Source organism: Paenarthrobacter sp. NPDC089988 (assembly GCF_044748465.1).
GTDB lineage: Bacteria > Actinomycetota > Actinomycetes > Actinomycetales > Micrococcaceae > Arthrobacter.
In genome coordinates, this window is sequence record NZ_JBIVGD010000003.1 from 107,111 (window position 1) to 121,049 (window position 13,939).

The 13,939-nt window shown below is 63.5% G+C and carries 7 protein-coding genes; 6 read left to right on the forward strand and 1 reads right to left on the reverse strand.

Annotated features, from left to right (window positions below):
* Nucleotides 1–96 precede the first annotated feature (96 nt).
* Genes ACIPV6_RS05860 through ACIPV6_RS05875 form a run of 4 tightly spaced genes read left to right on the forward strand, consistent with a single transcriptional unit; the run spans nucleotide 97 to nucleotide 4,470 of the window.
* Nucleotides 97–1,515, forward strand: a complete 1,419-nt coding sequence (locus tag ACIPV6_RS05860) for an MFS transporter (RefSeq protein WP_400269967.1) — start codon at nucleotides 97–99, stop codon at nucleotides 1,513–1,515.
* A complete protein-coding gene (locus ACIPV6_RS05865; RefSeq protein ID WP_400269968.1) occupies nucleotides 1,512–2,720 on the forward strand; it encodes a M20 family metallopeptidase in 1,209 nt (402 codons plus the stop codon). Before ACIPV6_RS05860 ends, ACIPV6_RS05865 begins: the two co-directional genes overlap by 4 nt.
* A gap of 59 nt (nucleotides 2,721–2,779) precedes the next feature.
* On the forward strand, nucleotides 2,780–4,120 hold the full coding sequence (locus ACIPV6_RS05870; protein WP_400269969.1) for an acyltransferase: 1,341 nt from the start codon (nucleotides 2,780–2,782) through the stop codon (nucleotides 4,118–4,120).
* Nucleotides 4,117–4,470: a GNAT family N-acetyltransferase gene (locus tag ACIPV6_RS05875; RefSeq protein ID WP_400269970.1), complete on the forward strand. Its 354-nt coding sequence runs from the start codon at nucleotides 4,117–4,119 to the stop codon at nucleotides 4,468–4,470. Before ACIPV6_RS05870 ends, ACIPV6_RS05875 begins: the two co-directional genes overlap by 4 nt.
* Here the strand turns inward: ACIPV6_RS05875 and ACIPV6_RS05880 are convergent.
* Nucleotides 4,467–4,811, reverse strand: coding sequence for a hypothetical protein (locus ACIPV6_RS05880; RefSeq protein WP_400269971.1), 345 nt, complete (start codon nucleotides 4,809–4,811; stop codon nucleotides 4,467–4,469). The two genes, ACIPV6_RS05875 and ACIPV6_RS05880, sit on opposite strands and share 4 nt — an antisense overlap.
* Before the next feature lie 431 nt (nucleotides 4,812–5,242).
* Here ACIPV6_RS05880 and ACIPV6_RS05885 point away from each other — a divergent pair, with 431 nt between their 5' ends.
* Entirely contained in the window at nucleotides 5,243–6,847 is a 1,605-nt protein-coding gene (locus ACIPV6_RS05885; RefSeq protein ID WP_400269972.1) for a sigma-70 family RNA polymerase sigma factor, read from the forward strand.
* 227 nt (nucleotides 6,848–7,074) lie between these two features.
* A complete protein-coding gene (locus ACIPV6_RS05890) occupies nucleotides 7,075–13,875 on the forward strand; it encodes a hypothetical protein (RefSeq protein ID WP_400269973.1) in 6,801 nt (2,266 codons plus the stop codon).
* Nucleotides 13,876–13,939 lie beyond the last annotated feature (64 nt).

Here is a 13,939-nt window from a genome sequence, read left to right on the forward strand (position 1 = left end):
TCCGAGGATAGCTAATTCGAACAATTTCAGAGCAAGTGTAGTCGCTGAACCTAACGTTGTGACTCGCATCACCCACCTCACGACACTAGGACGTACATGGCAAGCAACACAGCTCCTCCCGCTACAGAGGCCATAGCGCGCAGGACCATCGCCGGGATGATCCTGGCCATGGCGCTGATCGAATCACTGAGCGGCGTCACACAGGGCTACCTCAACCCGATCCTTCCGGCGCTGGGACCGGTGTTCGAGATCGACGATCCCACCATCAACGGCATCTTCCTGATCTCCAACGTGAGCTTTGCCGTGCTCACGCCCATCATTTCCCGGCTCGGCGACAGCTACGGATACCGGCTGGTTTTGCGCTGTTCCACCGCGATCGTGACGGTCGGTGTACTGACGATGGCACTGTGGCCGTCGCTATGGACCGTGACTGTTGGCGTTGTGATGCTGACCTGCGTGGTGGGTTTCATCCCGCTCATGATGGGCATCCTCCGCGTCAGCAGCCCAAGCCACACCCGCACGGGCGTCAGTGTCATGATCGGCATGCTGATGATCATGGTAGGGGCGGGTGGGCTGCTTGCCGGGATTGTGGGCGTCACCGAACCAACGCTGGGTTTCTGGGTTGCTGTCCCGTTCGCGTTGCTCGCGCTGGTCAGTTCGTTCGTCCTGCCCGACGCCGGGATCCCGACACGTGAGGGAATCGCCCTTGCGCCGTTGCTGGCTTGCTCGCTGGGCCTGATTGGCTTTGTTGTGGCACTTTCGATGGCACCGGAATGGGGTTGGCTGGATCTCCGCACCGTTGGCACCGGACTGCTGGGCCTGCTCCTTCTGGGCTACTGGGCCCGGCGCGACTTCAGGGCCGGATCGGGCCAGCGGTTCATGGACCTGAGGATGCTGGCCAACCCGCGCATCCGGACCATCTCGCTGGCCACTTTCTTCTTCGGATTCGCTTCCATCAGCTACTTCGGCACCAACGGCATCTTCCTGCATTCAACTCCGGAAAAGTCGGGCTACGGCTTTGCACTGAGCCCGCTCATGATCGCCATTGTCCTGGCGCTGGCATCAGTACTGTCCCTCGTGTCCTCACTGCTGACGGCCAAGGCCATGCGGAAGTTCGGGGAACGCGCCACCCTCGTGGCGGCGGGGTTGGTCTTGGCGGGCGGATTCGCACTCATGGCCGCAGGCCACGCGTCACTCCCGGGCTACTGCGCCGGCTTCGCACTGTTCAACGTGAGCCTGGGTATGTACCAGGCGGGCACGCGTGCCCTTTCCGTGGAAGGCGTCCCCCTGGAGGAAACCTCGACGGCGGCAGGGCTCAACGAGTTGGGGTTGTCCGTGGGGATCGCCGTGGGGGCCGCGGTGGTGAAGCTGATCTCGTCGGCCTTTGTGGAGTCCGGGCATATCTCCCAAACAGGGCTGTTCTGCATCTGGGGCGCGCTCGCTGTTGCCGCCCTCATCGCAGCGGTGGCGAGTGCGCGGTACCCCAAGCGTGCCGCCGGGGAGGTGACCCCATGAGTACCGGAGTTGGAGGCGTCCAGCCGGGTACCGCCGTCGTGCTTGCAACCCTAAGCGACTTGAGAGCGGAACTGGGCCAAGCAGTGGAACGCTGGAAGGCGGACCTCCTTGACCTGAGTCATGCCATCCACGCCGATCCGGAACCGGGCGGGCAGGAGTTCCGTGCGGCGAAGCGCGTGCGGAAGCTGCTGCGGAAGGCCGGATTCACCTTCGACGCCGTTCAGCCGGGACAGCCGACGGCGTTCAGCGCCCGCTACGGAACCGGGGACCTGGTGGTGGCTCTATGCGTCGAGTACGACGCCCTTCCCGCGATCGGGCACGCCTGCGGACACAACGTGAACGCCGCCAGTGCCATGGGCGCAGCGTTGGCCCTGGCTGCCGTCGCGGACGAGGCAGGCATCACCGTCAAGGTCCTGGGAACTCCCGCCGAAGAGACCACCGGCGGAAAGGTGGACCTCCTTGAGGAGGGCTTCTTCAGTGACGTATCGCTGGCCATGATGGCGCACGCTGCGGCAAGCGACGTAGTGGGCGGGACCTCACTGGCCATGGGCATGTGGGACGTGCTGTACGAAGGTTTGCCCGCCCACGCCGCAGCCTCTCCGTGGGACGGCGTCAACGCCCTCGACGCGTTGATGATCGCCCAAACGGCCGTCGCATACGCCCGGCAGCAACTGCCCCCGGGTTCCGTCGTGTCGCTGATTGTTACCGAAGGGGGGAGCGCAGTGAATGTGATCCCCGACCGTGCCCGCGCCAGCATCGAAGTGCGGGCACCCAGCATCGATCAACTCAGGATCATCCAAGAGAAAACCAGGCGCTGCCTGGAAGCCGGTGCTTTGGCGAGCGGCTGCACGCTCCAGGTTACCCAGCACGGCAATGACTACGCGGAGCTCAACCAGGACGCATTCCTTTCCGCCGCCTATCGCACAGCCATGGAAAGCCGGGGTAGGAGGGTCTCAATCGACCCAGCCCCCGTGGCCTCCACGGACATGGGAAACGTCTCCCGGGCAGTGCCGAGCATCCACCCCATGGTGGGCTATGAGGTACGCGGCGCCGCCCACCACACTGCCGGATTCGCGGCCTTTGGGGCCTCCGCGGGCGCAGACCTGGCAATCCTCGACGCGTCCTTCGGGCTGGCTGCCGCTGCCTGCGCGGCCGCGGTGGATCCGGTGGAAAGGGAGCGACTGGTCCGGCGCACGGCGGGTTGATCGCTGGCCCCCTGTGCGTGCCGGGCGGAGAATGGAGGCAGCACGAGGTTGGGAGGGCCATGGAGGATCCACGGCATCTGGATACTCCCGCCGGACAGGCTACGGCCGTGCGGCGGGACCCAGCGATCGACCTTGTCCGCTTCACCTGCCTCCTGCTGGTGGTGGCCGCCCACTGCATGATGGTCAGCCCGGTCCTCCACAAGGACGGAACGGTGACCACAGCGAACACCCTGATGGACCAAGGCTGGTTCACGCCCGTGGTGTGGGTGCTCATGATCGTTCCGTTGTTCTTCGTGATGGGCGGGGTGACAGGCCTGCAATCCTGGCGCCGCCTGCAGGCCCGGGGCGGTACGGGTTTCCAGTTCGCCCAAGTGCGCCTCCTCCGGCTGGTGCGCCCTGCCATGGCCTTGCTTGCCGTCATGTGGGCGGGACTGTGGACGGCGCTCTTGCTGGGCGTCCATCCCCAGGTGATCCAATTGATGGCAACGGGTGCAGCGATGCCGCTGTGGTTCCTGGCCGCCTACCTCACAGCCCAAGTGAGCGTTCCCCTGATGGCCCGGTTCCATCACCGGGCACCCTGGCTGACCTTCGGCATCCTGGCGGCCCTCATCATCACGGTGGATTCCCTGCGCGGAGCCATCCCCGTGCTGGCTTTCGTCAACATGGTCTTCGTCTGGTGCGCGGTCCAGCAACTGGGCTTCTTCATGGCCGACGGCTTCTTCCGCGACCGCAGCCGCCCGTGGCTGTTCGGTGCCATAGCCTCAAGCAATCTGCTGCTCGGCGTGGTGACGGGCGTGGCCATCTACCCCGGCAACATGGTGGAGAACATCAACCCGCCCAACCTCTGCCTTCTGCTGCTCGGTATCTCCCAAGCCGCTACCCTGCAGCTGCTCCGCAACGGCATCCGTTGGCTGGGCTCGGTCCGCTGGATCCAGGCGCTGATCGCCGTTGCGGGACGCCGTGCCATGACGGTCTACCTGTGGCATTTGCCGCTCCTGGTGGGCATGGCCGGACTTCTCCTGCTCACGGACTTCCCCAAACCGTCGCCGGAGACGGCGGATTGGTGGTGGGGCCGGATCCCGGTCTTCGTCGCCGTGGTCGCCTTGCTGGTACCTGTGATCCTTGTCTTCGGCAGGCTGGAAAACCGTCCGACGGCGGCCAGCCACGCCCGTGGTCCCTCCCGGACTGCGGTGGTGACTGCCGGCGTCGTGGTTCTCCTCCCGGTGATGGACGCCGCCCTGAACGGGCTGACGTTGGCGTTGCTGGGTGGGGGAGCGGCGTGCTTCGCGCTCGCCGTCCTGCTCTTGGGGAGGGTTCCGACGCCGGTGCTGCCGCCCCGGAAGCTGCTGGGGGACTCCACGTTGCCAGCGCAAGGTTTACGTGCCAATCTCGAATCATGACCGACACCGACTCATTGGCCGACTCGTTCCGCGCTGGCGTTACCACAGTCCGCAACGATAAATTCCACCGCTACGAACTCCACGTCGATGGGGAGCTGGCCGTCATCTCCCAGTTCATCGACAGGCCGGGTCATATCGATTTCACCCACACCGAAACAAAACCCCAGTTCAAGGGCCAGGGGCTGGCAAAGGTCTTGGCGCACTTCGCCCTGGATGACGTAGTGGCTTCCGGCAAGCGCATCATTCCCCATTGCCCGTACATCGCTTCCTACCTGCAAAAGCACGAGGGCTATGAGCAGGACGTCGACTGGCCTGCCGAGAAGCCTGTGGGCGAACCGGACAACGACTAACCCTTAAGCATCCCGGCGTTGGCCAGCCGACGCGGCCGGCGCCGGGGCTTTACTGACGTGACCGGCGTCGAGCTCCAATGCCCCAGGCCTGGCCGGGTGGACCGCACTGGCCAGGGAGTCCGGGTACCGGTCAGGGAGACGATCGCATCGTGTTCGTCCGTGACCAGTCGGCCGAGGCAAGACGCCCGGACCTGCATGGCGCTGATCAAATTGCCGCCGTGGGCATGGTCAGTCTCCGTGACGCGGTAAGAGAAACTCCGCATGACACCTTCGCCCGGCGCCAGGGACGGTATCGCCAAGTCCTCGCTTTCCGGGCTGGAGGCATATGACAACGGTTCCATGGCTTCATTGGTGAACGAGCGCGGAATAAGACAAATGTTACGAAGATGACTTTTTGATCCGTTGCTGATCCACGCAGTGAAGATGACGACGTCTCCCGGGCCGGCTGTGGATCTGTCCGCGCCGTAAACGAGCTTCACGTGGCGTGCCCGGAGTGTCCGTGAAATCGCCACTGTCTGGCTTCCCGGTGGAGGCCCCAATTTCGTCCGCGATTGCCCGTCTTTCCGCGTGGAACGGGCAATTTTGGCGAGAGAGAGCCTGCGGGATGCGCGATGGCGTGCGGCCGTTGATGCAGCGATGAGGGGCCTCATGACGTTTTAGTGGCGCTGGGGTGCGCTTTGTGTTGCTGTTCCAGAAGAATTTTCGACCCCCTTATAGTCGTAAGTAACCTGTGATTCAAGTCAGCGGGCAATCTGATGTCACACTACTGTTTATGGACCAAGCATTAGAGATGGGGACACTTGGGGTTTGGTCCCTGACTGCGGGTGAGGACAGCGATCCCCAGCTCTTGGATCTGGTGCGCAAAGGTGCGACTGATGCGTTCGACACTCTCTACAACCGGCACCTCGCGATTGCCCACTACGTTGCCAGGCAGCAGACCGACAACCCCAGCGACGCCGATGACGTGGTTGCTGAATCCTTCGCGTCGATTTTCCAGTCGTTGAAGGACGGAAAGGGACCCAAGGAGTTCTTCCGGTCCTACCTCCTGACCGTTGTGCGGCGTACTGCCTACGAAAGGAACAAGAAGGCCAGGCGGACGCCTATGGCCACCGATGACAGCATCCTTGATTCTGCGGTCCATGACGCGGATACCGTGCTGATCGAGTTCGAGTCGAGCACCATGGCCAAGGCCTTCAAATCGCTGCCCGAGCGCTGGCAAGCGGTCCTCTGGCACCTGGACATCGAAGGGTTGAAGCCCGCGGCGGCCGCGCCGTTTGTGGGACTGAGCCCCAACGGTGTCTCTTCCCTTGCCATCCGTGCCAGGGAAGGCCTGCGCCAGGCCTACCTGCAGCACCACATCAGCCAGACAGTGGATGAAGCCTGCGACGAATATGCCAGCCAGTTGGGAAAATACGCGCGCAACGCGTTGAAACGCTCCTCGCAGGAAAAGGTAAGTTCCCACTTGGAGTCATGCCCGCAATGCACTGCCCTCTTGGTGGAACTTACTGACGTGGAAGGCCGGATGCGTGCCCTCCTTTTCCCTCTGGTCGCAGGCATTGCGTTCACGCCTGGCGCGGCGGCGGCATTGGCTTCCGGAACCGTTGGTTCCGTTGCCGGCGGTACGACGGCGGCCCTGCCCACCGCGGGTGCGGGCAAGGGCTCCGGTGCGCTGTCCAAGGTGGTGGTCGCGGCAGCCGTCGCAGCGGTGGCCGTGGCAGGAGTGACTGCCTGGCTCCTTCAACCGGTATCCGACTCGACTGTGGCCGGGGCCAGCATTGCGCCTCCAGTGCAGCCCACCGTTCCGGATGCACCCACCGTTCCAGCTGCACCCAGCACAGCTGCCCCCGCGCCAGCTCCGCCTGTGGTGGAAGTACCTCCGGCGGTCCCGCCGGTCGCCGCGCCGCGGGAACCCGCCGTCGTCGTTCCCGACCTTCCCGTGATCCAGCGGAAGGCAAGCGTCATCGGTTCCGCAGTGGTGACGTCGACGCCGGTGGGGTCGCCTCCCGCACCCCCGGCCCCGGTCATCCAAACGGTTGAGGCAACATTTGCCGCCGTTCCCGGAGCAAACGCCGTTGAGCGCGACGTCACGGTGGACTTTTCCCTGCTCGGCGCCGGGACACCGACGTCGGGTGAGGCAGTCTTCTCGCTCCCGGACGATGCAACGATCATCTCCGGAAAGATGGCCGCACCTGCCGGGTGGGATTGTGTGGCTTCCGGCGCGCGCGAGATCCGGTGCACTTCCAGCCAACTGGACTCTTCGAAACTTAGCTTTGTGTTGGGAGTTTCCATGCCCCAATCGGCGACGTTGGGGACCCTGGAGTACCGGTTCGGCGGGCAAAACATCGTCACCAAAACGTTCACCAACACGTTCCATTAGGACGTTCCCAAACTTTTCTTAAGTTTTTCTGAGTTCTCGCGTCACGTTTCTTGGGTTGCCTCCACAGGAGCACTAGGTCGCCGTGTCTCGGCGGCCTTATTGGAACCTTTCCGGCGTTCAACGACACGAACCATCGGCTGCGCGTACTGGATCACTGGCGAGTGGCCGAGCCGGGGTCGGTTTCAGCTGGCTTGGCCCCAGCGTGACCTAGAGAAGACAGAGAGCCCATGAAACATACACGTCCACGAAAGCTGTTAGCGGGTGTACTCGCTACAGCGATCATTTCCTTAGGGGTGGGTGGTGCCTTGGCGCCTCCTGCCCTGGCAACGGTCCCGGGAACGCCGGGAGTCACCCAGCCCGGCACGGTCGTTTTCACTGAAGACTTCGAGAACGGCACGGACAATACCCCTCTCGGAGCCCAGTCCTACTCGGCGTCCAGCTCCACGACGTACGTGGGCGCGGCCGGAGAGACCTATACGGGCTCGCCCGGATGGATCGATGCCACACGGTGCAACGGCGTCATCTTGAGCTACGGCAATACCGATACGCCTCCTTGGGCAGTCTCTGGAGCTGCTGGATCGGGTACGGAGAACCGCTGTGCCGAGAATGGAACCCGCCGCAGCTACCAGCAGTTGCGTATGCTCGCCAAAGGAATGGGGCAGCAATTCTCACCCGGATCGCCAGACACCGAGCATGTGACGAGTTCCTTTACGGAGTGCCCTTCAACGCCCACAACCACGGGTTTCTGTGCGCTCATCCCAGCCGGCCCCAAGTTCGGCGTGATGTTCAAGACGGTCAATCCAGTGGCAACAACCGCGGGCCACTACTACACGTTTGGTGTGGACACCGCTTACATCAACTGCATGGACCCGTCTGGGGATCCGTCGTACCAGTTCGCGAAAATCGATGCCGACGGGACCGTGACCCCTATCGGGGATCCCTTGAACGGATGCCAGACCTCATCGGATCCGAACGTGCAGGCATACAAGCAACAAGTCACGAGTGACATTGGCGGCGTTTTCGGTACAGTCACCAAAACGGTCAACATCAACTCGATGACCACCAACCAAGCTTTCCAGGCCACGGGTTCATCCATGGGCCTGGAAATGTGGAACAACAACGGGGCCACCAATGGCAACGATGGTGCCTTCGACAACGTGCGCCTGGTTGACGTTACTCCGCAACTGGACAAGTCCTTTTCCCCGTCCCTGATCAGTACCGGTGGAACGTCCACCCTGACGTTGACCGTGACCAACACCAGTGAGCTCAACGCCAAGGACGACTGGTCCATCACGGACACTCTTCCGGCCGGACTGGTTGTTGCCGGAGCCCCCAACATTGGCGGCACGTGTGTTCAGTCCGCCGGAGCTCCGCTGGCCACCACGGCGACGGCCGGCAGCGGTGCTGTCTCCGTTACCGGCGGCGACCTTGCCTCCGGGCAGGAATCGTGCACCATCACCGTGGACGTCACCTCGGACACCGAGGGCACTTACGTCAACGGTGCTGCCAACATCCAGACCAACCTGAACCCGCCGGCCGACGCCACGTTGGTGGTCAGGGCTCCGCGCATCACGCTGAACAAGGCTCTGGATGCTCCCCGCCTGACTGACTCCGACCAGTTCACCATGGAGATCCGTTCGGGTTCGGCAACCGGTGCAGTGGTCAACAATACGGCCAACTCCACCACGGCGGGTGCTGGCTCGACGGTTACCTCCGGCACCGGCACCACTGGCAAGTACACTGCTACTCCCGGGATCACCTACTACCTCACTGAGTCTGGTTCCAATCTGGCTGGCTACGCCCAAGCCATCACCTGCACCGACGCAAATGGCCTCCAGCAAGGGCTGCCGACTGGTGCTGCCTTCTCCGGCTCCCTGGCGTTGACGCCGGTGGAGGGCGCAGACATCAATTGCGTGTTGACCAATACCGCACAGCCTGCTCCGAAGATGGAGTTCACCAAGTCCGCTGACGCTTCGGCAGTTCAGTCACCTTCACGGGTCGGTGACGTGATCACCTACACGTTCACGGCGAAGAACACCGGAAACACGGACTTGACCGGCGTTGTCATCAATGATCCCCTGGCTGGCCTGTCCAACCTCACCTACACGTGGCCGGGAACCCCGGGCACTCTGCTTCCGGGTGAAACCGTAACCGCAATGGCAACATATGCTGTCACCCAGGCGGACATCGACGCGGGACATGTGGCCAACTCAGCCACCACATCGGGTAATCCTCCCACCGGTCCTCCTGTCACTCCTCCGCCCGGAACCACTGATACTCCGCTGACCCCGGGACCGGAGATGAGCCTGACAAAGTCGGCTGACTCTTCGGCGATCCAGAACCCGTCCAAGGTTGGGGACGTGATTGCCTACACGTTCGAGGCCAAGAACACCGGCAACGTGAAGCTGACGGGCGTTGTGATCAACGATCCCTTGGCTGGCTTGTCTGCGTTGACGTACAGCTGGCCTGGCACTGCCGGTGAGCTGCTGCCCGGCCAGTCAGTGACTGCGACGGCAACGTATGCAATCACCCAGGCTGATATCGACGCCGGCCATGTTGTGAACTCGGCGACCACCACGGGCAACCCGCCCACTGGTCCTGCCGTCACTCCGCCTCCGGCCGGAACAGACACGCCGGTCACTCCTTCGGCGAACATGACACTGACCAAGTCGGCGGACGCTTCCGCTGTACAGAAGCCTTCGCGCGTTGGTGACATCATCACGTACACGTTCGAGGCGAAGAACACGGGGAATGTTGCACTGACGGGTGTTGTGATCAATGACCCGCTGCCTGGCCTTTCCGCACTCAGCTACACGTGGCCCGGAGCCGCAGGAACCCTGCAACCGGGTCAGTCCGTGACCGCCACGGCAACGTACGCCGTCACCCAGGCGGACATCGATGCCGGTCATGTGGTCAACAGCGCGACCACCACAGGTACTCCGCCCAACGGTCCGTCCGTTACTCCTCCGCCCGCCGGCACGGACACTCCGCTGACTCCGGCTCCTGCAATGGAGCTCGCGAAGTCCGCTGATTCCGCAGCGATCCAGAGCCCGGCTGCCGTGGGTGACCAGGTCACTTACACCTTCACCGCCAAGAACACCGGCAACGTGAAGCTCACGGGCGTCACCATCAACGACCCGCTGGCAGGCTTGTCCGCACTCGTTTACACCTGGCCTGGAACTCCGGGCGAGTTGCTGCCGGGTCAGTCCGTAACAGCTACGGCTACGTACGGCATCACGCAGGCCGATATCGATGCCGGCCACGTAGCGAACACGGCAACCAGCACCGGCAATCCGCCCACCGGCCCCGCGGTAACCCCGCCCCCGGCAAGCACGGACACTCCATTGACTCCTGGTCCGGACATGACCTTGACCAAGACGGCAGATGCTTCGGCTGTCCAGAACCCGTCCCAGGTTGGGGATGTCATCACGTACTCGTTCGAGGCGAAGAACACGGGCAACGTGAAACTGAGTGGCGTGGTGATCGACGATCCGCTGGCTGGCTTGTCTCCGCTGGCCTACACTTGGCCGGGCACTCCCGGTGAGTTGCAGCCTGGCCAGTCCGTGACTGCGAAGGCAAGCTACGCGATCACGCAGGCTGACATCGATGCCGGCCATGTTGTGAACTGGGCGACCAGCACAGGTACTCCGCCCACCGGCCCCGCGGTGTCCCCGCCGCGGTCAGGAACGGATACCCCGCTGACCCCGGCTCCGGCCATGCAGTTCACCAAGTCTGCTGACGCATCGGCCATCCAGAACCCGAGTGTTGTGGGCGACCTGATCACCTACTCGTTCGAGGCGAAGAACACCGGCAACGTGAAGCTCACGGGGGTCACTATCAACGATCCCCTGGCTGGCTTGTCTGCACTGAGTTACAACTGGCCCGGTGCTGCTGGCGAGTTGCTCCCGGGCCAGTCCGTGACCGCGACGGCAACGTACGCGATCACACAGGCCGACATCGATGCAGGGCATGTAGTGAACTCAGCGACCACCACCGGCAACCCGCCAACTGGTCCCGCGGTCACTCCTCCTCCGGCCGGTACGGATACGCCGTTGGCTCCTGGCCCTGCCATGGACTTCACGAAGTCCGCAGACGCATCGGCTGTTCAGAACCCGTCGAGGGTTGGTGACAAGATCACCTACACGTTCGAGGCGAAGAACACCGGAAACGTGAAGCTCACGGGCGTTGTCATCGATGACCCGCTGGCTGGACTGTCCGCCCTCAGCTACAGCTGGCCGGGCACCGCAGGTGAGTTGGAGCCAGGCCAGACGGTGACCGCGACGGCAACGTATTCCATCACCCAGGCGGATATCGACGCAGGGCATGTCGCCAACAGCGCCACGACCACCGGCAACCCGCCAACTGGTCCCGCGGTCACTCCTCCTCCGGGAACCACGGATACCCCGTTGACACCCGGCGCCGCAATGGAGTTCACCAAGACGGCTGACTCGTCCGGCGTCCAGACCCCGAGCGTTGTAGGCGATCGCATCAACTACGCGTTCACGGCGAAGAACACGGGCAATGTCACCCTCACGGACGTGGTCATCAACGATCCGTTGGCGGGCCTGTCTCCGCTGGTCTACTCGTGGCCCGGCGTTCAGGGCATCCTCCTGCCCGGCCAGACGGTTACCGCGACGGCAACGTACGCGATCACCCAGGCGGATATCGACGCAGGGCATGTCGCCAACAGCGCCACGACCACCGGCAACCCGCCAAGTGGTCCCGCGATCACTCCTCCTCCGGGAACCACGGATACCCCGTTGACCCCGGCTCCGGCCATGGAGTTCACCAAGTCCGCTGACGTTTCCGCGATTAAGGACCCCGCCGTTGTTGGCGACCTGATCACCTACACCTTCACGGCCAAGAACACCGGCAACGTGAAGCTGACAGGTGTGACCGTCAACGATCCGCTGGCCGGCTTGTCTGCCCTGACATACAACTGGCCTGGCTCTGCCGGCGAGCTGCTCCCTGGCGAAACAGTGACCGCCACCGCAACGTACGCCATCACCCAAGCTGACATCGATGCGGGTCATGTGGTGAACGAGGCGACCTCTACGGGTAATCCGCCCTCAGGGCCTGCCGTAACTCCGCCGCCGGGTATGACGGACACCCCGCTGACCCCGTCTCCGGCGATGCAGTTCACCAAGTCCGCTGATGCGTCCGCGGTTCAAAGCCCTGCAGTTGTGGGTGACCAGATCACCTACACATTCACGGCGAAGAACAGTGGCAACGTGAAGCTGACGGGTGTTGTGATCAACGATCCGCTGGCTGGCTTGTCGGCGCTGGCCTACAAGTGGCCGGGTACCCCCGGTGAGTTGCTGCCCGGCCAGACGGTAACAGCGACGGCAACGTACGCGATCACCCAGACAGATATCGACGCCGGTCACGTCGCCAACAGTGCCACCACCACGGGCGTTCCGCCGACCGGAACGCCGGTTACGCCTCCTCCCGGAACCACGGACACACCGTTGGTCCCGGCTCCGGGGCTGGAGTTCACCAAGTCGGCTGACGCAACGGCAGTCCACAACCCGGCGAAGATCGGCGATGTCATCAGCTACACGTTCACGGCAGAGAACACCGGAAACGTGACGTTGAAGAATGTTGCCATCAACGATCCCCTGGCCGGTCTTTCCGCGCTGAGCTACAACTGGCCGGGTACCCCCGGTGAGTTGCTGGCCGGACAGACAGTGACTGCTACGGCGACGTACGCGATCACCCAGGCGGATATCGACGCCGGTCACGTGGCCAACGTGGCAACCGCCACCGGCACTCCGCCGACGGGCACTGCCCTGACGCCGCCTCCGGCAACGACGGACACTCCGTTGATCCCGGCACCTGCGATGGAGCTGACCAAGTCCGCTGACGCCTCCGCTGTCCAAGGCCCGTCGAAGGTCGGTGACCAGATCACCTACACCTTCACGGCCAAGAACACCGGGAACGTGAAGCTGATGAAGGTATCGATCAACGATCCGATGGCAGGCCTCTCGGCACTCGCCTACAGCTGGCCCGGAACTCCGGGTGAACTGCAGCCGGGCGAGACCGTGACCGCTACCGCAACGTACGCGATCACGCAGGCGGATATCGATGCAGGTCACGTGGCCAACGTCGCCACAACCACGGGTACTCCTCCCACGGGCCCGGCGGTTACCCCGCCTCCGTCCGGTACGGACACCCCGTTGGTCCCGGCACCGGCGATGGAGTTCAGCAAGCAGGCGCTGGTCTCGGCAAAGGGTGGACCTTCACAGGTCGGCGATGAGATCGTCTACCAGTTCACAGCCAAGAACACCGGCAACGTCAAGCTGACCAACGTGTCCATCGATGACCCGATGGCAGGTCTGTCGGCTCTGAGCTACATCTGGCCCGCCACCCCGGGTGAGTTGCTCCCGGGTCAGACGGTCACGGCCCAGGCGGCGTACCACGTCACCCAGGCCGATATCGACGCCGGTCACGTCGCCAACCTGGCGACCACCACGGGTACTCCTCCCACTGGCCCGGCGGTTACCCCGCCTCCGACCGGTACGGACACCCCGTTGTCGCCTGATGCGGCCCTGGAGTTCTCCAAGACCGCGGATGCTTCCGCGGTAGGGGACACCGCGAAGGTGGGTGACATCATCACCTACAACTTCACGGCGAAGAACACGGGCAACGTCACGTTGACGGATGTGACAATCCAGGACGCCCTGCCCGGGTTGTCCGCACTGCGCTACAACTGGCCGGGTGTTCCCGGTGAGTTGCAGCCGGGCCAAACAGTGACTGCGACGGCAACGTACGCGGTAACCCAGGCCGACATCAATGCCGGGAAGGTCGTCAACAATGCGACCGCCACCGGCCTGCCTCCGACGGGACCGCAAGTCACCACGCCACCTGCAAGTGCTGTTGTGACTTTCCCGCCGGTTGTTCCGGCCCAGCCAGGGGATTCGTTGGCCTACACGGGTGTTGTTCTCACCGTGTTGCCTATCAGCATCCTGGTGGTTGGTGCGGGACTGTTCCTGTTCCTCGTTGGACGCCGTAAGCGTTCCGAGGCATAGGTAAGGAGTGCGCGGCAACCGGTCTCCCCATTTCGGTTGCCGCGCATTTCCACAACTTCCACGA

What these genes read in the sequence shown, in the direction of transcription:
- ACIPV6_RS05880 (WP_400269971.1), bottom strand. Translation starts at nt 4,811, where the DNA reads ATGGAACCGTTGTCATATGCCTCCAGCCCGGAAAGCGAGGACTTGGCG.
- ACIPV6_RS05860 (WP_400269967.1), top strand. Translation starts at nt 97, where the DNA reads ATGGCAAGCAACACAGCTCCTCCCGCTACAGAGGCCATAGCGCGCAGG.
- ACIPV6_RS05870 (WP_400269969.1), top strand. Translation starts at nt 2,780, where the DNA reads ATGGAGGATCCACGGCATCTGGATACTCCCGCCGGACAGGCTACGGCC.
- ACIPV6_RS05890 (WP_400269973.1), top strand. Translation starts at nt 7,075, where the DNA reads ATGAAACATACACGTCCACGAAAGCTGTTAGCGGGTGTACTCGCTACA.
- ACIPV6_RS05865 (WP_400269968.1), top strand. Translation starts at nt 1,512, where the DNA reads ATGAGTACCGGAGTTGGAGGCGTCCAGCCGGGTACCGCCGTCGTGCTT.
- ACIPV6_RS05875 (WP_400269970.1), top strand. Translation starts at nt 4,117, where the DNA reads ATGACCGACACCGACTCATTGGCCGACTCGTTCCGCGCTGGCGTTACC.
- ACIPV6_RS05885 (WP_400269972.1), top strand. Translation starts at nt 5,243, where the DNA reads ATGGACCAAGCATTAGAGATGGGGACACTTGGGGTTTGGTCCCTGACT.